This window comes from Streptomyces sp. NBC_00873 (assembly GCF_045207415.1).
Lineage (GTDB): Bacteria > Actinomycetota > Actinomycetes > Streptomycetales > Streptomycetaceae > Streptomyces.
Map to the genome: position 1 here is coordinate 6,775,169 of NZ_CP108803.1, position 20,793 is coordinate 6,795,961.

The window sequence follows — 20,793 nt, forward strand, 5'->3', positions numbered from 1 at the left end:
GATGGTCAAAAAGGCGAGAAGGAGGGGGTGTTGTCCGCTTTGCGGACATTGCGTGGCACGCTGGAACCACTGATCGACCGACCACCGGGTTCCGCTCGGCACGCTCCGGAAGGCACATCGTGGACCAACTGGCACTGCTCCTCCTGCTGTTGCTCGGAGCCGTGGTCACGGTGCCACTGGGGGAACGTCTCGGGTTGCCCGCGCCGGTGCTGATGACGCTCGCCGGAGTCGGCATGGCGTTCCTCAGTTTCGTACCGAATGTGGACATCCCGCCGGAGATCATTCTTCCCGCGCTGCTGCCGCCGCTGCTCTACGCCTCCGTGCAGCGCACCTCCTGGCGGCAGTTCGCCGCCAATAAACGACCGATCTTTCTACTGGCTGTGGCACTGGTCTTCGTGACGACGGCAGCCGTCGCCGCCGTCGCCAACGCGATCGTCCCCGGACTGCCCCTCGCCGCGGCCGTGGCCCTCGGCGCGCTCGTTGCCCCGCCCGACCCGGTCGCCGCGACCGCCGTCGCGGGATCGCTCGGGCTGCCGCGCAGGCTCGTCTCCATCCTGGAGGGCGAGGGACTGTTCAACGACGTGACCGCGATTGTGCTCTACCACGTGGCGATCGCCGCCGCGGTGAGTGGCACCTTCTCGCTGCCGGAGGCCTTCGGGCTGCTGATCCTCTCCGCCGTGGTCGCCGTGGCGGTCGGTCTCGCGGTGGGCTGGCTGACCATCAAACTCATGGGTCTGCTCGGCGATGCGACGCTCCAGGTCGGGTTGACGCTGCTGGTGCCGTTCGTGAGCTATGTGCTCGCGGAGGAGCTCATGGGGTCGGGCGTGCTCGCCGTGCTCACCACCGCGCTGTTCCTCGCCGAGCACACCGCCGACGCGGACGACGTGCTGGGCCGGCTCGCCGGCCGCAGCTTCTGGGAGATCGTCGACACCCTCGTCACCGGCGTCGCCTTCGGCCTGATCGGTCTCGAACTGCACAACGTCTTCGGCACGTCGCACGGGCGCGCCTGGCAGATGGCCGGCTGGGGCCTGGTGGTGGTCGCGGTCGTCGTCGGCGTACGGCTGCTGTGGCTGCTGCCCGCCACCTGGCTGGCCAAGCGGCTGCACACCCGCCGCGACTACAGCGAGGAGATCCCCACCAGCTGGCGCGAGACCGTTGTGATGTGGTGGGCCGGGATGCGCGGGGTGGCCTCCGTCGCGCTGGCCCTCGCGATCCCGCTGGAGACGGACGACGGGAAACCGTTCCCCGGCCGCGACGAGATCGTCTTCATCGCCTTCGTCGTGATCATGGTGACCCTGGTCGTCCAGGGACTCACCCTGCCGTGGCTGGTACGGAAGCTCGGCGTCCGCGCCGACACGGACGCGGAGGCCGCGCTGGAACGGGACCTCGCGTTCCGTGCCGCGAAGGCTGCGAGGCACCGGCTCCAGGAGATCCAGGAGGTCGAGGAGTTCACGGAGGAGGTTGTGGAGCGGCTGCACCGGCTGGCGTACGACGTGGGGGCGCGGATCAGCCCCGACATGGTCGACGAGGACCGGCGGGAGGCGTACGCGAAGCGCGCCGAGCGGTTGCGGGCGGTCAACCGGGTGCAGCGCGAGATGATGTCCGCCGCCCGGCACGCGGTGCTGTCCGCGCGCAGCGAGTCGGGGACGGACCCGGAGGTGGTCGACCGGGTGCTGCGGCAGCTGGACGTACGCAGCCTGCGCTGACCCGGACGCCCCCGCGGCCTGTGCTTCCGGCCGGTGCTCCGGGCCCGCGTCCCTCAGCCGCGTCCGGTCCGGGGCGCCACTTCGTGCGTATCGGACGGCTTGGCGCCGTCCGGGTGGGGCAGATCGAGCCACTGGTCGCCCGGGGGCAGCGCCGCGGGCGCCGTCGCGACCCGCGGCAGCGCGTACGGATGGTGGTCGCGCAGCCAGCCGATCAGCTGCTCCCGTACGGCGCAGCGCACCGTCCAGATGTCGTCCGCGTCCTTCGCCGTGACCACCGCGCGCACCTGCATCGTCGACGGGGTGGTGTCCGTGACGGCGAGGGACCAGTCGCGGCCGTCCCAGGCGCCGCACTCGCCCAGGATGTCCCGCAGTTGCTCACGCATCGCGGTGACGGGGGCGCTGTGGTCGAGGTGGAAGAAGACCGAACCGGTCATCTGGACGCCGCCGCGCGACCAGTTCTCGAACGGTTTGCTGGTGAAGTAACTGACCGGCATCGTTATCCGCCGCTCGTCCCAGGTCCGTACCGCGAGGAAGGTCAGCGTGATCTCCTCGATGGTGCCCCACTCGCCGTCCACCACCACCGTGTCGCCGATCCGCACCATGTCGCCGAAGGCGATCTGCAGCCCCGCGAAGAGGTTGCCGAGCGTGGACTGGGCGGCGATGCCCGCGACGATGCCGAGGACACCGGCCGAGGCCAGCATCGAGGTGCCGAAGGTCCGCATCGCGGGGAACGTCAGCAGCATCGCGCCGGCCGCCACCGTCGCCACGATCGCGGTGACTACCCGCTGGATGAGTGTCACCTGCGTGCGGACCCGCCGCACCCGCGCCGGATCGCGGGTGTTCGCCGCGTACCTGGCGTACACGGAATCGACGACGGCCGTCGCGATCCGGACCACCAGCCAGGCCGATGTCCCGATCAGCACCAGCGTCAGGACCTGGCCGATCGCGGCCCGGTGGTCCGTCACCACGTCGAGCCCGGTATGCGTGTAACTGCCTCTCAGCAGCGCCGTGCACAGCACCAGCAGCAGCGGGATCCGGCAGCGCCGCAGCAGACCCCACAGCGGTGTGTCGGGATGCCGGGCGTCGGCGCGCCTGAGCAGCACATCGACCCCCCAGCCCACCAGTAGCGTGAGCACCACCGAGCCACCGACCGTGACCAGCGGACGCAGTATGTTCTCCATCCCGTCGTTCTCCATGCCGTCGACCGTAGCTGGCACCATTGCTCCCATGAACATCATGCTTTTCCATTCGACGTACGGTCTGCGCCCCGCGGTGCACGCGGCTGCCGCCCGGCTGCGCGGCGCAGGGCACGAGGTGCACGTGCCCGATCTCTTCGACGGGCACACGTTCGAGACCGTCGAGGAAGGCATGGCCTTCAGGGACGAGCTGGGCAAGGACGAGTTGCTCAAGCGCGCCGTGCTGGCCGCCGCCCCCTACTCCGAGCGCGGTCTCGTCTACGCCGGCTTCTCCTTCGGCGCCGCCACCGCTCAGACCCTGGCACTCGGTGACGAGAAGGCGCGCGGGCTGCTGCTCTTCCACGGCACGTCGGACATCGCGGAGAACGCGGAGGTCGACGAGCTGCCCGTGCAGCTCCATGTCGCCGACCCCGACCCGTTCGAGACGCACGACTGGCTGAACTCCTGGTATCTGCAGATGCAGCGGACCGGCGCCGATGTGGAGATCTACCGGTATCCCGGCGCGGGCCATCTCTTCACGGACCCGGACCTGCCGGACTACGACGCGGCGTCGGCCGATCTGACGTGGAAGGTCGCCCTCGGCTTCCTCGCCACTCTGTAGACGGCCGGGGCCCCGCACACCATGACGGTGTGCGGGGCCCCTCGTCCGTACGCCGGGATCAGGCGCGGTACGCGGTCCAGCTGTCGCTCATCCGCTGCACCTGGCCCGCGGTGAACTGGTACATGCACGAGTCGTAGGTGTAGTCCATGAAGTTGTGGATCGGGTCGACCCCGGTCTTGGTGGTGCAGGTGTCGCGCCCGGTCGGGCACTGGAACGCGGCGCTCTTCTCGGCAGGCGTGTCGGCGACGTAGTCGCCGTTGCCGTTACAGCCGCCCTGGAACGTGTGGTACAGCCCCATCCAGTGGCCGACCTCGTGGGTGGCGGTGTCGCCCTCGTTGTAGTTGGTGGCGGAGCCGCCCGGAAGCGAGGTGTCGAGGATGACCACGCCGTCCATGCTCGGGCTGGAGTTGTAGGAGCTGGGGAAGGTCGCCCAGCCGAGCAGCCCGCCGCCGAGGTTGGCGGTGTAGACGTTGAGCGCGTTCTTGCCGCCCTTGCGCAGCGCCGTCTTCATGTCCTTCTCGGCGGAGGAGCCCGAGGCGAGGTTGTACCAGCTGGCGTTGTCCGTGTAGTCGGTGCCGGCCAGCGAGAACTGGAAGCCGGAGTTGGTGTTGCCGGTGCCCTGGCCGCCGTATGCCGCGTTCAGCACGTTCATCTGGCCGCTGATGTCGCCGGAGGTGAGCTTGCCGGTGGTGCCGGAGTGGATGACGTGGAAGTAGACCGGGATGGTTGCTCCGGCGGCGAGCGTGGCGCCGCTGACCCGGCGGTCCGCGAGTCTCGCCTTGAGCTGCGTGTCCATGGCCTTGGCCTGGGCTGCGGTGAGTTCGTTGGGGTCGGAGGCGTGCTTGGTGCCCGAAGGACGGGCCTCGCGCGCGGTGGCGTCGGTGCTCGCGCACTTCTCCGCCGAGGCGGAGGCGGTGGACACCTTGGCGGCGGCCGCACCGGCGGGGGCGGAGAGCGGTGCCAGGGCCAGGGTTCCGGCCAGGACGGCGATGCCGATCGCACGGTGACGTATACGCGGTGATATACGGGCAAGAGTGCGCACGAGTACTCCTCGTTGAAGCGTGGGGGAGGGATTTCCTCACCCGCCGCCGGGAGATTACGTGCGCATGTCACATCATGAGGAGCACTGATCAGGCCCAATCAATCATGGGACAAACCGGGGAAACGGGAAGAAATAATTCTGTCCGTTCCAGGGTTTGAGACACGGACGTAACGTTGCGCGTTACCCCGACGGGTGGTGTGTCCCCATTGGATCCAGGGAACACGCCACCCGCCGTAGCGATGTAATGCGCCGTCAACATGGCCCGCCGTGGCCGAAACCAGACGTTTCAGCGCACCGGGCGGTCCACCCGCTCGACCTTCTGGGTGTCGCTGAGCGTCCGGTACGAGCGCGTCCAGGCGGAGCTCGCGTCCCGCTTCGTCTTGTCGGAGAAGGCGGGGCCGTCGGCGGCGCGGGCGCTGGTGGCGGCCCCGAGCACGGGGGCGGCGACGGCGGTGGCGGCAGCGGCCTTCACCAGGGTGCGGGAAGGGACGGAAAGACCCCCGGTAGGGCGAACGGGCGGGCGAACCACGTAAGTTCGCCCGCCCGTAAGGAAACCGCTGCCGGTTGTCAGCCCTTCAGTGCCTTGGTGATCGCAGTGTTGAAGTCGGCCACGCTCATCGGGGCGTTCTCGCTGCCCTCGCTGGTGAGCGTCTTGCCGTCCATCTTCAGCGTCGGGGTGCCCTTCACGCCGCTCTTGTCGAACGCCGCGGACATCTTCATCGCCCAGTTGTCGTACGTGCCGTCGTTGACGTTCTTCTGGAACGCCTTGTTGTCCTTCAGCTCGGCCACCGTGTTCGCGATCTTGATCAGGTACGAGTCCTTGGCGAACTTGTCGTCGGACTCCGCCGGGTGGTACTTCGCGGAGTAGAGCGCGTACTTGTAGTCGAGGAACGCCTGCGGGCTGACGTCGAGCGCCGCGCCCAGCGCGCTGAGCGCGTTCTTGGAGCCCTCGCCGTTGTCGCTGTTGTCGATGAACGTCGCACCGATGTACTTGACCTTGTACTTGCCGGCGTCGACGTCCTTGTGGATCGTCTCGCCGATGGTCTGCTCGAACTGGCCGCAGATCGGGCAGCGCGAGTCCTCGTACAGTTCGAGGGTCTTCTTGGCGGTCGACTTGCCGATGACGACGGTCGTGCCGTCGGTGCCCGACGTGTTCTTCGGCGCGGTGACGTTCTTCGCGTCCGCCGCCGCCTCCCAGTGACCGGGCTTGTTCAGCTGCATCACGGCGTAGCTGACGCCGCCGGCGATCGCCAGCACGGCGACCACCGAGACGCCGACGATCACCTGCTTGCGGATCTTGTCCTTCTTGGCCTGGCGCTCGCGCTCCGCGCGCAGCCGCTCACGGGCGGCTGCCTTGTTGGCCTGGCTGTTGCGCTTGCTCATGGCTGTTTCTCCGTGGTGTGTGGGGTTGTCAGGAACTGTCCGGGCTCAGGCGGTGGCGCAGGCCGAGCGAGGCGGTCCCCTCCGTCCCACGGAGTGCACGAGGAGGCGGGCGTGCGCGAGCAGGTGCGAGTGGTACGGGGCGGGCCGGGCGGCACGCCGTACGGAACGGCGGACCGTACCCGCCACGGCGACCGCGATCAGCAGCGGCCGGAACGCCGTGGCAGCGACCGCCCGCAGCAGACCGGCGAGCGCGGACTCGCCGCGTCGCAGCCACGCCGCGGCCAGCAGACCGACCGACACATGAGCGGCCAGCAGCAGCCACGGCACAGCGGGACCGGGAGAGGCCAGCAGGGCGGCGGCACCATGTCCGGCATCGCTCACGGAGGCGAGCGGGGTGCCGACCGCGCCGACCCCGCCGAGCTGCGCCCCACCGGTACCGACCTCGCCGCCGCACAGGACATCGACGCCGACCGAACGCAGCGGACCCGCGATCGGGCCGCCCGCCGCTCCGTAACAGAGGTGCTGGCCGGTGGTGAAGACCGTGTCCGCGGCCAGCTCCAGCGGCACCAGCAGTCCGGCGATCGCGCCGAAACCGCGCTCCCGGCCGGCCAGTGCGTACGCCGCGGCGAAGACCAGACCGGCCAGCCCGCCGACCACGGTCAGCGGCAGTGGGACCTGGGAGAGCAGCACATGGGACGCAGCGGAGAGCGTCACGACGAGCGCTGTGAATAGCGCCGCGCGTACGACTCTGAGCTGCGTCCCGGATATGTCCATCGCCCGAGAGTGTGCCATGTGAACCTGTCAGCGCCGTCTAAAGGGGGTGGGGCACCGCGAGGAGACCTACAGCCCCGGGATGCGGCCGTTGCGGAAGAGGTCCACGAAGATCTGGTGGTCGGCCCGCGCCCGAGCCCCGTAGCTGTGCGCGAAGTCCACCAGGAGTGCGGCGAAGCCCTCCTCGTCCGCCGCGATCGCCGCGTCGATCGCCCGCTCCGTGGAGAACGGCACCAGCGAGTGGCCGCTCTCGTCGTCCGCGGCGGAGTGCATCGTCGCCGTCGCCCGGCCGAGGTCGGCGACGACCGCCGCGATCTCGTCGGGCTCGTCGATGTCGGACCAGTCCAGGTCCACCGCGTACGGCGAGACCTCGGCGACCAGCTGACCGGCACCGTCCAGCTCGGTCCACCCCAGCCACGGGTCGGCGTGCGCCTGCAGGGCGCGCTGGGAGATGACCGTGCGGTGCCCCTCGTGCTGGAAGTAGTCGCGCACGGCCGCGTCGGTGATGTGCCGGGAGACCGCCGGGGTCTGCGCCTGCTTGAGGTAGATCACCACATCGTTCTCCAGGGCGTCGCTGTTGCCCTCCAGAAGGATGTTGTACGAGGGCAGCCCGGCCGAGCCGATGCCGATGCCGCGACGGCCGACGACGTCCTTCACCCGGTAGGAGTCGGGGCGGGTCAGGCTCGACTCGGGCAGCGTCTCCAGATAGCCGTCGAACGCCGCCAGCACCTTGTAGCGCGTCGCCGCGTCCAGATCGATCGCGCCGCCGCCGTCCGCGAACCGGCGCTCGAAGTCCCGGATCTCCGTCATCGAGTCGAGCAGCGAGAACCGGGTCAGCGACCGGGCGTCGTGCAGCGCGGCCAGCAGCGGCCCCTCGGCGGTGTCCAGTGTGAACGGGGGCACCTCGTCGTTCTTCGCGCCTGTTGCGAGCGCGTGGATCCGCTCACGGTAGGCCGCCGCGTAGACCCGGACGAGCTCACTGATCTGGTCGTCGCCCAGCGCCTTCGCGTACCCGATCAGCGCGACTGAGGCGGCGAACCGCTTGAGGTCCCAGGTGAACGGGCCGATGTACGCCTCATCGAAGTCGTTCACATTGAAGATCAGCCGGCCGTTCGCATCCATGTACGTGCCGAAGTTCTCCGCGTGCAGATCGCCGTGGATCCACACCCGGCCGGTTTGGTCGTCCAGGTACGGCCCGCCGTGCCGCTCCCGCTCCAGGTCGTTGTAGAACAGACACGCCGTGCCCCGGTAGAAGGCGAACGCCGAGCCTGCCATCTTGCGGAACTTGACCCGGAAGGCAGCCGGATCGGCGGCCAGGAGCTGGCCGAAGGCGGTGTCGAAAACCTCGAGAATCTGCTCCCCGCGCTGCGCTGCGCCGGTCTGCGCTTCCGACATTTCTGGGTGCCTCCTGAGTACCTGCCGTGCATGACAAACGGGACGGGCGTCTCCGTCCCCTCAACGCGCGACGCTACCCGGGAGTGCCCCTCGGTTGTCGGACCGGAGACGTAGACTTCCACGCTGTCCCCCCAGTCCGTCATTGCTTGTTTCCCCGGAGGCCCGACGCCGTGACCAAGCCGCCTTTTACGCACCTTCACGTCCACACCCAGTACTCGCTGCTGGACGGTGCCGCGCGGCTCAAGGACATGTTCGCTGCCTGTAATGAAATGGGCATGTCGCACATCGCGATGACGGACCACGGCAACCTGCACGGGGCGTACGACTTCTTCCACCAGGCGAAGAAGGCCGAGGTGACGCCGATCATCGGCATCGAGGCCTACGTCGCCCCGGAGTCGCGCAAGCACAAGCGGAAGATCCAGTGGGGCCAGCCGCACCAGAAGCGCGACGACGTCTCGGGTTCGGGTGGCTACACCCACAAGACGATCTGGGCGGCGAACAAGACCGGTCTGCACAACCTCTTCCGGCTCTCCTCGGACGCGTACGCCGAGGGCTGGCTGCAGAAGTGGCCGCGCATGGACAAGGAGACCATCGCCCAGTGGTCCGAGGGGCTGATCGCGTCCACCGGCTGTCCGTCCGGCGAGGTGCAGACGCGGCTGCGGCTCGGCCAGTTCGACGAGGCGGTCCAGGCGGCCTCCGACTACAAGGACATCTTCGGCGAGGGCAAGTACTTCCTGGAGCTGATGGACCACGGCATCGAGATCGAGCGCCGGGTCCGTGACGGACTCCTCGAAATCGGCAGGAAGCTCGACATCCCGCCGCTCGTGACGAACGACTCGCACTACACGTACGCCAGCGAGGCCACCGCGCACGACGCGCTGCTCTGCATCCAGACCGGCAAGAACCTCTCCGACCCCGACCGTTTCCGGTTCGACGGCACGGGCTACTACCTCAAGACGACGGACGAGATGTACGCCGTCGACTCCTCCGACGCCTGGCAGCAGGGATGCGCCAACACCCTGCTGGTCGCCGAGCAGATCGACACCAGCGGGATGTTCGAGAAGCGCGACCTGATGCCGAAGTTCGACATCCCGGACGGCTTCACCGAGGTCACCTGGTTCCAGGAGGAGGTCCGGGTCGGCATGAACCGGCGCTTCCCCGGCGGCGTCCCCGAGGACCGGCAGAAGCAGGCCGAGTACGAGATGGACGTCATCATCCAGATGGGGTTCCCGGGGTACTTCCTCGTTGTCGCCGACTTCATCATGTGGGCCAAGAACAACGGCATCGCGGTGGGCCCCGGGCGTGGCTCCGCGGCCGGTTCGATCGTCGCGTACGCGATGGGCATCACCGACCTCGACCCGATCGAGCACGGACTGATCTTCGAGCGGTTCCTCAACCCCGAGCGCGTCTCCATGCCCGATGTCGACATCGACTTCGACGAGCGTCGGCGCGTCGAAGTGATCAGGTACGTGACGGAGAAGTACGGCGCCGACAAGGTCGCCATGATCGGTACGTACGGCAAGATCAAGGCCAAGAACGCGATCAAGGACTCCGCCCGCGTCCTCGGCTATCCGTACGCGATGGGCGACCGGCTCACCAAGGCCATGCCCGCCGACGTCCTCGGCAAGGGCATCGACCTCTCCGGAATCACCGACCCCAAGCACCCGCGGTACAGCGAGGCGGGCGAGATCCGGGGGATGTACGAGAACGAGCCGGACGTCAAGAAGGTCATCGACACCGCCAAGGGTGTCGAGGGGCTGGTCCGGCAGATGGGTGTGCACGCCGCCGGCGTGATCATGTCCAGTGAGCCCATCGTCGACCACGCCCCGGTCTGGGTGCGGCACACCGACGGCGTCACCATCACGCAGTGGGACTACCCGCAGTGCGAGTCGCTCGGCCTGCTGAAGATGGACTTCCTCGGCCTGCGCAACCTCACGATCATGGACGACGCCATCAAGATGGTGAAGGCCAACAAGGGCATCGATCTGGAGATGCTCGCCCTTCCGCTGGACGACCCCAAGACGTACGAGCTGCTCTGCCGCGGTGACACGCTCGGCGTCTTCCAGTTCGACGGCGGTCCGATGCGTTCGCTGCTGCGCCAGATGCAGCCCGACAACTTCGAGGACATTTCCGCCGTCTCGGCCCTGTACCGGCCGGGCCCGATGGGCATGAACTCGCACACGAACTACGCCGAGCGCAAGAACGGCCGCCAGGAGATCACCCCGATCCACCCGGAGCTGGAGGAGCCGCTCAAGGAGACGCTCGGCCTGACCTACGGCCTGATCGTCTACCAGGAGCAGGTGCAGAAGGCCGCCCAGATCATCGCCGGGTACTCGCTCGGCGAGGCCGACATCCTGCGCCGCGTGATGGGTAAGAAGAAGCCCGACGAGCTGGCGAAGAACTTCGTGCTCTTCCAGGCGGGCGCCAAGAAGAACGGCTTCTCCGACGCGGCGATCCAGGCGCTGTGGGACGTACTGGTCCCGTTCGCCGGGTACGCGTTCAACAAGGCGCACTCCTCCGCGTACGGACTGGTCACGTACTGGACCGCGTACCTCAAGGCGAACTACCCCGCCGAGTACATGGCGGCGCTGCTGACCTCGGTCAAGGACGACAAGGACAAGTCCGCGGTCTACCTCAACGAGTGCCGCCGCATGGGCATCAAGGTGCTCCCGCCGAACGTCAACGAGTCCGAGTCGAACTTCGCCGCCCAGGGCGACGACGTCATCCTCTTCGGGCTGACGGCCATCCGTAACGTCGGACAGAACGTCGTCGACTCGATCATCCGGTGCCGCAAGGCGAAGGGGAAGTACAGCAGCTTCCCCGACTTCCTCGACAAGGTCGAGGCGGTGGTCTGCAACAAGCGGACCGTCGAATCACTGATCAAGGCCGGCGCCTTCGACGAGATGGGCCACACCCGCAAGGGCCTCGTCGCCCACCACGAGCCGATGATCGACAACGTGGTGCAGGTCAAGCGCAAGGAGGCCGAGGGGCAGTTCGACCTCTTCGGCGGCGGCGAGGAGGACAGCGACGAGCCGGGCTTCGGGCTCGACGTCGAGTTCTCCGACATCGAGTGGGAGAAGTCGTACCTGCTGGCGCAGGAGCGCGAAATGCTCGGGCTGTACGTCTCCGACCACCCGCTCTTCGGTATCGAGCACGTGCTGACCGACAAGTCCGACGCGGCGATCTCCCAGCTCACCGGTGGCGAACACGCCGACGGGGCGATCGTCACCATCGGCGGCATCATCTCCGGACTCCAGCGGAAGATGACCAAGCAGGGCAACGCCTGGGCCATCGCCACCGTCGAGGACCTGGCCGGTTCCATCGAGTGCATGTTCTTCCCGGCCACGTACCAGCTGGTCTCCACCCAGCTCGTCGAGGACACCGTCGTCTTCGTCAAGGGACGGCTCGACAAGCGCGAGGACATTCCGCGGCTGGTCGCCATGGAGATGCAGGTCCCCGACCTCTCGTCGGCCGGGACCAACGCGCCGGTGGTGCTCACCATCCCGACGGTCAGGGTCACTCCGCCGATGGTCGCCCGCCTCGGCGAGGTGCTCAGCAACCACCGTGGCAACACCGAGGTACGGATCAAGCTCCAGGGCCCCCGCAACACCACCGTCCTCCGGCTCGACCGGCACCGGGTCCAGCCCGACCCGGCTCTCTTCGGTGACCTGAAGGTGCTGCTCGGCCCGTCCTGCCTGGCCGGCTGAGCGGTCGCCGCAACGCACGAGAGAGGCGCCCCGCGATGCGGGAGCGCCTCTCTCGGCTACCGGCCCGTGGCCGGACCGGAGTTGACCGGTCAGTTGTGGCCGAAGCGCCGCTGGTGCTTACGGGCAACATCAGCAGGGCTGCCCTGGGCTTGCGGCTGGGACTGGGTCTGCGACTCGTAAGCCGTCGACTTCGTCTCCTCCGCGCCACGCTCCGGTATGGACGCGCGGTTCTGCTGGCTGCCCTGCTTGCGGTTCTTGTTCTTGGCCATGGTGTTCCTCCTGTGCGGAATCTCGGGGCCAGGACCGCTGTCAGATTCACATACGGGTATATACAGCGCATGTTGGATCATTACCGTGCGTAGCGATGGGCTAACATGCGCCGTTTTCCGCATTCGCCACGCCGATGATCGAGTTCCGGCCGTCAACCCTCACGCCGTCGGGCAGACTTCGAGGAAACCCTGAGCAGAACCCATTCCCGAATTCTGGAAGAGGGTGGAACGCGTGGACCGTTGCGTCGTCCTGGTGGACGCCGGCTACTTGCTGGGAGCAGCCGCGAGTCTGCTGGCGGGAGAGCCCGCCCGTTCCCGCATCACCGTCGACCATGCCGCGCTGATTCAGGGCCTGCGCGAGCGAGCCGAAGCCGATACGGAGCAGCCGCTGCTGCGGATCTACTGGTTCGACGGTGCCCCCGACCGCGTACCGCAGCCCGAACACCGCAGGCTGCGTGTCATGCCCAGGGTAACCGTAAGGCTCGGAGCACTCACACGCAGTGACGGTCGCTGGGCGCAGAAGGGCGTCGACGCCGCCATGCACGCCGAACTCACGGAACTGGCCAGGAACCGCGCCTGCTCCGATGTCGTCCTGGTGACCGGCGACGGCGATCTGCTGCCCGGACTGATGTCCGCGAAGGAACACGGCGTGGCTGTCCATCTCTGGGCCGTGCAGGCCGCCGACGGCGACTACAACCAGTCCGAGGACCTGGTCGCCGAGGCCGACGAACGCCGGGTGCTCGACCGGGCCTGGATCACCCAGGCCGTGCGGGCCAAGGACAACGGCGGCAGCTGCGCCCCGCCCCCCGCACCCCGCCCCGAGATCGCCGCGATCCTCTCGGCGCCGCTGCCCGAGGCAGCGCTCGCCGCCTCCGCCGAACGCGCCTCGGAGGCCCAGGCGGCCGCCGCCCGCAACGGCGCGGCGGCGCCCACCGGCGAGGACACCGCGCCCGCCCCGGCCGCGCACGTCGGCAAGGGCGTCCCCACCCCCAAGGATCTGGCAGGCACCCTGCGCGGCCCCGGCACCCCGATCGCCGCCGACCGGCCCGCGGCGCAGCCCCCGGCGACCGCGACCCTGCGCTGGTCCTCCGACAAGGGCTGGATGGAGCGCGGCGGACCGCTCGGCGAACCCGCCGAGACCGCCTCGCTGCCCACTCTCGCCCAGCTCACCTCCGCCGAGCAGCGCTGGGCGGACCGTGAGGAGGACATCACCACGGTCGGCGGTGACCCGTTCGAGGTAGGCCAGGTCTTCGCCCGGCGCTGGATGGAACGGCTGCCGGAGACCGTCCACCTGCAGAAGCTGTCCACCATGTATCCGCGGATCCCACACCGGATCGACGGCGAGCTGCTGCGGTACGCGGCGCGGTTCGGCCTGCTCGCCCACAAGGACGACCAGATCGACGAACACGACCGGTACGCGATCCGGGCGGGTTTCTGGCGCGAAATCGACGTACGCGCGGCGGCCGAACACGCCCCCGTGGCGGAGTAGTCCGGCAGCCCGGGCGCAATAAGAGGAGTCCGACCCCGTACCCTCGTACCTCGTGAGTACGGGCACAGCACAGGCGCAGACGGCGACCGGGACCGTGTGCGCGGTGCGTGATCTGGTCAAGACCTATCCCGCCGCCCGCGGCCGCCGCGGCACACCCGCGACCCCCGAGGTGCGCGCGACCGACGGGATCAGCCTTGACGTCCGACGCGGTGAGATCTTCGGACTTCTCGGGCCCAACGGCGCGGGCAAGTCCACTCTCGTACGCCAGCTCACCGGGCTGATGCGGCCCGACTCCGGCAGCGTCGAGATGCTCGGGCACGACCTCGTGCGCCACCCCGAGCGTGCCTCCCGGCTGATCGGCTACCTCGGGCAGGAGTCCACGGCCCTCGACGAGCTGACCGTTTCGCTCGCCGCCGAGACCACCGGGCGGCTGCGCGGACTCGCGGTACGGGAGGCCCGCGCCGCGCGCGACGCCGTAGTCGAAGAACTCGGCCTCACCGACATCGCGGCGCGCCCCCTGAAGAAGCTCTCCGGCGGGCAGCGGCGGCTCGCCTGCTTCGCCGCCACCCTGGTCGGGGAGCGGCCGGTCCTCATCCTGGACGAGCCGACAACCGGGATGGACCCCGTCGCCCGGCGCGCCGTCTGGGCCGCCGTCGACCGGCGCCGCGCCGAGCACGGTACGACGGTGCTGCTGGTCACCCACAACGTCATCGAGGCCGAGACCGTCCTCGACCGGGTCGCCGTCCTCGAACGCGGCAAGGTCATCGCCTGCGACACGCCCACCGGTCTCAAGGAGCGGGTGGCGGGCGAGGTCCGGGTCGAGCTGGTATGGCGCGACCGCGCGCCGCTGGACGTTCCCGGGGTGGCCGCGCTGCGGGAGTCCGCGCAGGAGTCGGGGCGCCGCTGGGTGCTGCGGCTCGGGCCGGACGAGGCGCGGGCGGCGGTCGCCGCAGTGACCGGCGGGGCCGCGTTCGCCGCGCTTGACGACTTCACTCTGGCGACGCCGAGTCTTGAGGACGTCTACCTGGCGCTCGGCGGGGACGCTACGCAGGGGCTGGTGAAGGCATGATTGCGGCGGCGATCGGGTACGGATGTACGGCCGGGCAGGGACCGAACGGGAGCAGCACCAGGTGACGAGCATTGTTCCTGCGGAGGCGGCCGGTGCTCGAACGACGGCCGGAAGCGGTTCTCCCGCCGAGGCCGCCACCGAGGACCGCCTCGGTGGCGTTGTCGCGCCGCTCGCGCCGCGGGCCCGGCTGCTTCCCTCGCTCGCGGCCGTCTACCGCGCCCAGCTGTCCCGGGCCAGAGTCGCCCGGATCCCGCTGCTCTTCGTGGCGACCTTCCAGTCCGTCGGGATCATGATCCTGATGCGCGGGGTCGTCGACGGCGGCTCCGAGGCACGGGCCGTCGTCGCCGGATCCAGCGTTCTCGTCGTCGCCTTCGTCGCGCTCAATCTGCTCGCCCAGTACTTCGGGCAACTACGGGCCGGCGGCGGGCTCGACCACTACGCCACCCTGCCGGTGCCGCCCGCCGCGGTGGTGCTCGGTGCGGCGGGGGCGTATGCCTCCTTCACGGTGCCCGGCACGATCGTCACCGCGGTCACCGGGAGCGTGCTCTTCCAGTTGCCGATGACCCATCTGTGGGTGCTCGTCGCCGTCATTCCGCTCGCCGGGGCAGCGCTGTCCGGGCTGGGCGCCGCGCTCGGACTGCTCGCGCCCCGGCAGGAGCTCGCCACACTGCTCGGACAGCTCGGCATGTCTGCGGCGCTGCTGCTGGGGGTGCTGCCGGCCGGCCGGATGCCCGCGCCGATCGGCTGGGCGCGCGATCTGCTGCCCTCGACGTACGGGGTCGAGGCCCTGTCACGGTCGTTCGACGCCCATCCCGACTGGGCGGTCGTCGTCCTTGATCTTGCCGTCTGCGCCGTAGTCGGTGTCCTCTCACTGGCCGTGGCGACCTGGGCGTACCGCAGGGCAGCGGTCCGGTGAGGCGCGGCACAGGCGCGCCTGGCACGATGGCACGGTGACCGCACCTCTGACACCGCCCGACCAGCCCTCGCCCAATGACCCCTGGCAGACGCCGCCGAAGGGCGGTGGCTCCGGTCCCGGGACTCAGGAGGAGATCGATCCGCGGGCGGATCTGCGGCGGGCGGCCGTCGTCGCCGTCCTGCTGACGGTGGCCGGCCTCGGGCTCGGACTGCTGTGGCTGTGGCTGTCGCCGCGGGTCCCGCTGATCTCCGACAGCCATGCGGTCTTCCTCAAGGACAGCGAGGGTGAGGAGGCGATCGGGAGCGACGGGACGTTCGTGCTGCTCGCGCTCGCGTTCGGGGCGGTGTCCGCGGCGCTGGCCTTCTGGTTCCACCGACGTGGCGGGATCGCGCTGGTTGTGGGGCTCGCCCTGGGTGGGCTGCTCGGGTCGCTGGTGGCCTGGGGGGTGGGCGTCTGGCTCGGACCGGAACGTGATGTGGTCGCCCATGCGCGGGAGGTCGGGAAGGGTGTGGTGTTCGATGCACCGCTCGACATGCATGCGAAGGGTGCGTTGCTGGCCTGGTCGCTGGCGGCGATGGTCGTTCATCTGGCGCTGACCGCGGCGTTCGGGCCGCGGGATCCGGAGCCGGAGTGGGGAGTCTGGGGGGTGCCGGGGGGTGCGGGCTCGGCGGGGCCTTCGTCTCCGTCCTCGCCTTCGCCTTCGCCTCCGTCCTCGCCTTCGCCTCCGTCCTCGCCTTCGCCTCCGTCCTCGCCTTCGCCTTCGCCTCCGTCCTCGCCGTCGCCTCCGACGGAGTCGTAGGGAGCGGGGCGGGTGGGGCTACGGAGGCAGGGCCGCTGCGCGGGACCTCACCGCACCCCGCCCCTTCCCGCAGCGGGGGCTCTGCCCCGGACCCCGGTCCGGGGTCGCCGGACGGGCTGGATATGACCCTCTGGGCTGAGGATGCCCCCGGGGCCGCGTGCGCTACGCCCGGCCGATGGACGCGAACACCGCCCCCGTCAGCGAAGCCAGATCCGTCGGGGCCAGTTCCACCTCCAGGCCGCGGCGGCCCGCCGATACGCAGATCGTCTCGTGGGACTGCGCCGACTCGTCCAGCACCGTCGGCAGCCGCTTCCGCTGGCCCAGGGGGGAGATGCCGCCCCGTACATAGCCCGTCGTGCGTTCCGCCGCAGCCGGGTCCGCCATCGCGGCCCGCTTGCCGCCGACCGCCGCTGCCAGGGCCTTCAGGTCCAGGGAGCCGGCCACCGGGACGACCGCCACGGTCAGGGTGCCGTCCACGTCGGCCACCAGGGTTTTGAAGACCCGGTCGGGGGAGACGCCCAGCGCTTCCGCCGCCTCCTCACCGTACGAGGGGGAGGCCGGGTCGTGCTCGTACGCGTGGGTCGTGAAAGGGGTGCCTGCCGCGGTCAGGGCGACCGTCGCCGGCGTGCCGCCGGAGCCGGACTGCTGGTGCTTCTTCGGCTTCTTTGCCACGGGGCAGGGTCCTCGCATCAGTTGGGGTGGGTCGGCGCCCTGGTCAGGTCGACTGCGGGCAGGGACGGCAGGTGCCGGATGACGGCCGTCTCGGAGCGCAGGAGCATCAGTTCCTCGCGCAGGCGCGTCGCCGTGTCCGGGGCCTGCAGCAGTCGCTGCTTCGAGGGGATGTCGAGGACCGCGGCGGCGGCCACCAGGTACGAGACGACCGACGGGTCGTCCGGCAGTTCCGCGCCCGTCGTCAGGGAACGCTCGCTCGCTCCGGCCAGTCGCTTCTGGTAGCTGCGGAACGCCCGCAGTACGCCCGCGGCAAGCGCGCCCGCCTCGTCGCCGGCGTTCTCGTCGAGCTCTTCCACTTCGGCCGTCAGGTAGGGGCCGCTCGCGTCGACCGAGAGCAGCTTGACCCGGGTGGTGCCGGTCGCCAGGACCTCGAAGCTGCCGTCCGCGCGTTCCCGGATCTTTGCCGCGTCCGCGACACAGCCGACCCGGTGGAACGTCTGGATCGGGTCGGGGCCGAAGCCGTCCGCGGGACCGCGCCCGGTGGCGGAGGGCACCGTGGTGGCGTCCGGCATTCCGGCGGCGGTGGGAGCTATCTCGCGGCCGTCGCGGATCGCGACGACCACGAAGCGGCGCGGTTCGTCCTCATGGGTCTTCAGCAGCTCGCGCATCATGGCGCGATACCGCTCCTCGAAGACGTTGAGCGGCAGCACGAGGCCGGGGAACAGCACCGCGTTCAGCGGGAAGAGGGGCAGACGAGCGGTGGTCACAACGGTCAAGCGTAATGGCCGCGCGACCCGCCGTGGTCGGCCCGGTACCGCAAAGGCATCGCGGATGCCACCTGGAGACGTACCCCGTCCCGCGCGTCCAGGAACTGGCCGAGCGGATCGTCGGAGACCGGCGACCACGGGAACGACGTCGCATGGGGTCCGATCAGCCGGAACTGTTCCAGCGCCTCGTCCCAGCGTCCCCGGACGACCAGCACGTACGCCAGCAGATTGCGGACCTCGGCCGGCCACGGATCACCCGGCTCGTACGTGGCGGACAGCGCGATCGCCAGATCCGCGGCCCTGTCGATCCGCTCCTCCAGCACCGATGTGGTCCGTGCCTCCGGGCCGGCGATCAGCAGTGCGAACGCGGCCCGCACCGGCAGCGCCTGCACCAGCGAGCTGGGCAGCGAGTCCTCGGCGGCCTGTTCGGCGAAGTCGAAGCACTCGCGGTGCGAGCCGTACCAGGCGGCGGAGAGGTACTGCAGCGCCGCGACATGGCAGCCGTAGTGGTGCGAGGAGCGCCGGACGGCCTGTTCCCACAGCGCCTCGAAAGCGGTGTGCGGGGCATGCGTGCCGCGGGCGTGGTCGAGCGCGAGCCGCCAGGGCACCGGGTCGCGCGGATCGCTCTCGGCCGCCGCGGTGATCAGTGGTGCCACTACGCGCAGCTGCTCGGCGCGGGCCGGCGACTCCCAGGCCCGCCGGACCGCCAGTTCGGCCTTGACGAGCAGTGCGTCCGGGTCGTGCGGGGCGGCGGCGAGCCAGTCGGTCAGCCAGTTGTCGCGGTGGCGGGCGAAGGTGACGAGCCGGCCGAGGTAACGGTCGCGGTTCTCCCATTCGGCGGCGTCCCGGGTGGTGGCGAGGAGCTTGGCGGCCGGCTCGTACTCCCCGAGGGCGGCGGCGACGAGCGCGGGGGAGAGCCGCTCGTCGGGGGCGTCGAGCAGCACCGCATCGTCCGCAGGCAGTCCGGCGGACAGCTGTGGCGCGTGCCGGATCATGCGCGCGGTACGGAGCAGGGCGCGAAGGAATGACATGGTGCAGATCATTGAAAAGCGCTGGTCGAGGCTGCGCCAGAGGGGCGCTGTGAAGCTTTGGTGCCGAGTGCAGGGGTTGCCCTGAGCGGGGTCAATAAAGAGTAAAGGATGGGGTGGATGTGGCTTGATTATTTTGCTCCGGTGGCTGGTGTCCGTGCTGGTCGGCCGGGGGAGGCCAGTCGTCGGAGTGTCCGCCGGGCCCTTGTCTGCGGGCCGAGGGCGACCCGTCCCGGCCGTGCCCGGTCAGCCGCGGCGCAGCAGCCGGGACGCGCCCGCCGCCACCGTCGTGGCCAATATCCACCCCAGCAGCACCAGCGCGGCCGCCGCCCACTGCCAGCCGCCCTCCATCCGCCAGTACCCGTCCTGCCCGAGGTTGATCACGGGCACCAGCAGATCCAGCGCGTACAGCGCCGCGTTCCACTTCGGGTGCTCGTCCCGCTTGATCGCCGCCGGCTCGTACTGCGAGAAGGCCACCGCCCCGGCCGCCCACAGCACCGCCATCCACACCGCCGCCCGTCCGGGCCGGTAGCCGTACGCCACCGTCCAGTCCTGCAGGATCCCCCACAGCTTCGCGGCGGGCGGCAGCGTCTCGCGCCGGCGCCGCTGCTTGGCGAGCAGCACCTCGCGGGCGTCCGCGTCCTCCCCGCAGTTGCGCAGCACCGTCGCCAGCCTTTCGTACGGCTCCGGTACGTACTCGGGGGTCGCCGCCGCCAGCCACTCCAGGCGGCGGGAGAGCGGGAAGTGCCCGTACGGGACGAGGTTCTCGTAGACGAAACCGCCCATCGCGAGCCCGCCCGGCCCCGGCCAGCTGGTCGACACGTCGATCAGCGTGATGACCTTCGCGCCGTTGAGCACGACCCGGCCCTCCTCCGGGCGCTCCGCGTTGAACCGCAGCTCCGGGGTGACGATCCGGCGCAGCGACAGCTCCTCGCGGGGAGCCAGCACGAACCTGGCCTTGTGCAGGTCGACCGCGTCACCGAACCGCCCGTCGTCCAGCCGCACCCCGCCGCGGCACTCGAAGACCTGCGCCCGGGTGCCGTGCGCCGGGGCCTGGGCCATGACGATGCCGTACGGGGGAGTGGTGCCCAGGTTCCCCGTGTCGACGCTGACCCACGCCTCGGTCATGTACAACGTCCGCTCCACCGTCAGCTGCGGGGCGTTCAGTGCGCGCCGGCCGCGCCCCGCCCGCAGCCGGCTGCCGCGCAGACTCAGTGAACCGCCGACCTTCGCACCGCGCAGACTCAGCTCGCCACGCGTCTCGACCATCTCCGCCTGCAGGTCCTGCGCGACCGTCAGACCGTCCCCGGCGAGCGCCCGGTCCTGCCGGTCGGCCCCGAGCTCGATCTGGCTGAGCAGCAGGTCGGTGCCGATATGGGCGTCGGTGAGCCGGATCCCGCGCTCGATCCGGCAGCGCGGCAGATGCAGATCGCCCTCGGTGCGCAGCCGCGCCGCCTCCAGCCGCGGCACCGCGCAGCCGACCATCCGCAACGTCGTGAAGTGACACTCCGGCAGAACCACCTCCTCCTCGAAGCGGCAGCCCGTCAGTTCCACGTACGGAGCGACACGCCCGCCCGCGAGATCGAGCGTCCCGGTGATCCGTACCCCCCGGAGCTTCAGCGCGGCGACCCGTCCCGGCCGGGCGGGCGGCCCGCTCAGCAGGAGCCGGGCGACGACACGGGCGTCCACACTGCGCTCGGCGCCCCAGACCGTCGGCGCGAACGGGTCGTCCCGCATCGGGTCGCGGGCGCGCAGATCGTAGGTGCTGCCGTTCCGGAACGCCCGCCACATGCCCAGTTCCGCCGCGCTGAGGCTGTCCGGTATCTCGCTGTCCTGCGGGTCGGTCACCGGGGCCCCTTCCGCTTGCAGCTGTTATTCCCTCTGTGTTCCCTCTGGGTGACGGTGTGAACGCCGGCGGTCAGTAGTGGCCGGGAGTAGTCGGCCGTGACGGCCGGGTCATGTATCAGCCAGTGATACGGGCGA

18 protein-coding genes are annotated in these 20,793 nt (G+C 69.9%); 7 read left to right on the forward strand and 11 right to left on the reverse strand.

Going from position 1 to position 20,793, the window contains the following annotated elements:
- Positions 1-119: 119 nt before the first annotated feature.
- Positions 120-1,706, forward strand: a complete 1,587-nt coding sequence (locus OH809_RS31265) for a Na+/H+ antiporter (RefSeq protein ID WP_406418592.1) — start codon at positions 120-122, stop codon at positions 1,704-1,706.
- Between the two features lie 53 nt (positions 1,707-1,759).
- On the opposite strand, the gene OH809_RS31270 is transcribed toward OH809_RS31265, so the two are convergent.
- Positions 1,760-2,887 carry a mechanosensitive ion channel family protein gene (locus OH809_RS31270; protein ID WP_406424884.1) on the reverse strand — a complete coding sequence of 376 codons (1,128 nt, stop codon included), beginning with the start codon at positions 2,885-2,887 and terminating at the stop codon, positions 1,760-1,762.
- Between the two features lie 46 nt (positions 2,888-2,933).
- On the opposite strand from OH809_RS31270, the gene OH809_RS31275 reads away from it, so the two are divergent.
- Complete coding sequence (locus OH809_RS31275) at positions 2,934-3,503, forward strand: dienelactone hydrolase family protein (RefSeq protein ID WP_406418590.1); 570 nt, start codon at positions 2,934-2,936, stop codon at positions 3,501-3,503.
- Positions 3,504-3,561: 58 nt separating this feature from the next.
- Here the strand turns inward: OH809_RS31275 and OH809_RS31280 are convergent, their stop codons facing one another.
- From OH809_RS31280 to OH809_RS31300, 5 genes are all read right to left on the reverse strand, one after another.
- Entirely contained in the window at positions 3,562-4,545 is a 984-nt protein-coding gene (locus OH809_RS31280) for a zinc metalloprotease (protein WP_406418588.1), read from the reverse strand.
- A 286-nt stretch (positions 4,546-4,831) separates the two neighbouring features.
- Positions 4,832-5,074, reverse strand: coding sequence for a hypothetical protein (locus OH809_RS31285; RefSeq protein ID WP_406418586.1), 243 nt, complete (start codon positions 5,072-5,074; stop codon positions 4,832-4,834).
- Between the two features lie 38 nt (positions 5,075-5,112).
- The gene (locus tag OH809_RS31290; protein ID WP_406418584.1) at positions 5,113-5,928 is read right to left on the reverse strand and encodes a DsbA family protein; all 816 of its coding nucleotides are present in this window, start codon (positions 5,926-5,928) and stop codon (positions 5,113-5,115) included.
- Between the two features lie 45 nt (positions 5,929-5,973).
- Positions 5,974-6,702, reverse strand: coding sequence for a hypothetical protein (locus OH809_RS31295; protein ID WP_406418582.1), 729 nt, complete (start codon positions 6,700-6,702; stop codon positions 5,974-5,976).
- A gap of 66 nt (positions 6,703-6,768) precedes the next feature.
- Positions 6,769-8,094, reverse strand: a complete 1,326-nt coding sequence (locus OH809_RS31300; protein ID WP_406418581.1) for a DUF2252 domain-containing protein — start codon at positions 8,092-8,094, stop codon at positions 6,769-6,771.
- A gap of 170 nt (positions 8,095-8,264) precedes the next feature.
- Between OH809_RS31300 and dnaE the strand changes: the two genes are divergently transcribed.
- Positions 8,265-11,801, forward strand: a complete 3,537-nt coding sequence (gene dnaE, locus OH809_RS31305) for a DNA polymerase III subunit alpha (RefSeq protein ID WP_406418579.1) — start codon at positions 8,265-8,267, stop codon at positions 11,799-11,801.
- Between the two features lie 89 nt (positions 11,802-11,890).
- Here the strand turns inward: dnaE and OH809_RS31310 are convergent, their stop codons facing one another.
- Positions 11,891-12,070, reverse strand: coding sequence for a hypothetical protein (locus OH809_RS31310; protein ID WP_406418577.1), 180 nt, complete (start codon positions 12,068-12,070; stop codon positions 11,891-11,893).
- 223 nt (positions 12,071-12,293) lie between these two features.
- Between OH809_RS31310 and OH809_RS31315 the strand changes: the two genes are divergently transcribed.
- From OH809_RS31315 to OH809_RS31330, 4 genes are all read left to right on the forward strand, one after another.
- Positions 12,294-13,559 (forward strand): NYN domain-containing protein, encoded by a 1,266-nt coding sequence (locus tag OH809_RS31315; protein ID WP_406418575.1) that lies wholly within the window; start codon positions 12,294-12,296, stop codon positions 13,557-13,559.
- Positions 13,560-13,653: 94 nt separating this feature from the next.
- Positions 13,654-14,628: an ABC transporter ATP-binding protein gene (locus tag OH809_RS31320; protein ID WP_406424882.1), complete on the forward strand. Its 975-nt coding sequence runs from the start codon at positions 13,654-13,656 to the stop codon at positions 14,626-14,628.
- Between the two features lie 22 nt (positions 14,629-14,650).
- On the forward strand, positions 14,651-15,544 hold the full coding sequence (locus OH809_RS31325; RefSeq protein WP_406418573.1) for an ABC transporter permease: 894 nt from the start codon (positions 14,651-14,653) through the stop codon (positions 15,542-15,544).
- Positions 15,545-15,578: 34 nt separating this feature from the next.
- A complete protein-coding gene (locus tag OH809_RS31330; protein ID WP_406418571.1) occupies positions 15,579-16,343 on the forward strand; it encodes an ABC transporter permease in 765 nt (254 codons plus the stop codon).
- A 162-nt stretch (positions 16,344-16,505) separates the two neighbouring features.
- Here OH809_RS31330 and ybaK read toward each other — a convergent pair whose 3' ends face one another.
- The 4 genes from ybaK to OH809_RS31350 all read right to left on the reverse strand — a co-directional run bounded on the left by ybaK (position 16,506) and on the right by OH809_RS31350 (position 20,601).
- A complete protein-coding gene (ybaK, locus tag OH809_RS31335) occupies positions 16,506-17,015 on the reverse strand; it encodes a Cys-tRNA(Pro) deacylase (protein WP_406418569.1) in 510 nt (169 codons plus the stop codon).
- 17 nt (positions 17,016-17,032) lie between these two features.
- Positions 17,033-17,782, reverse strand: a complete 750-nt coding sequence (locus OH809_RS31340; protein WP_406418567.1) for an LON peptidase substrate-binding domain-containing protein — start codon at positions 17,780-17,782, stop codon at positions 17,033-17,035.
- A 5-nt stretch (positions 17,783-17,787) separates the two neighbouring features.
- The gene (locus OH809_RS31345; RefSeq protein ID WP_406418565.1) at positions 17,788-18,825 is read right to left on the reverse strand and encodes a hypothetical protein; all 1,038 of its coding nucleotides are present in this window, start codon (positions 18,823-18,825) and stop codon (positions 17,788-17,790) included.
- A gap of 231 nt (positions 18,826-19,056) precedes the next feature.
- Positions 19,057-20,601, reverse strand: a complete 1,545-nt coding sequence (locus OH809_RS31350) for an oxidoreductase (protein WP_406424880.1) — start codon at positions 20,599-20,601, stop codon at positions 19,057-19,059.
- Between the last annotated feature and the right edge of the window lie 192 nt (positions 20,602-20,793).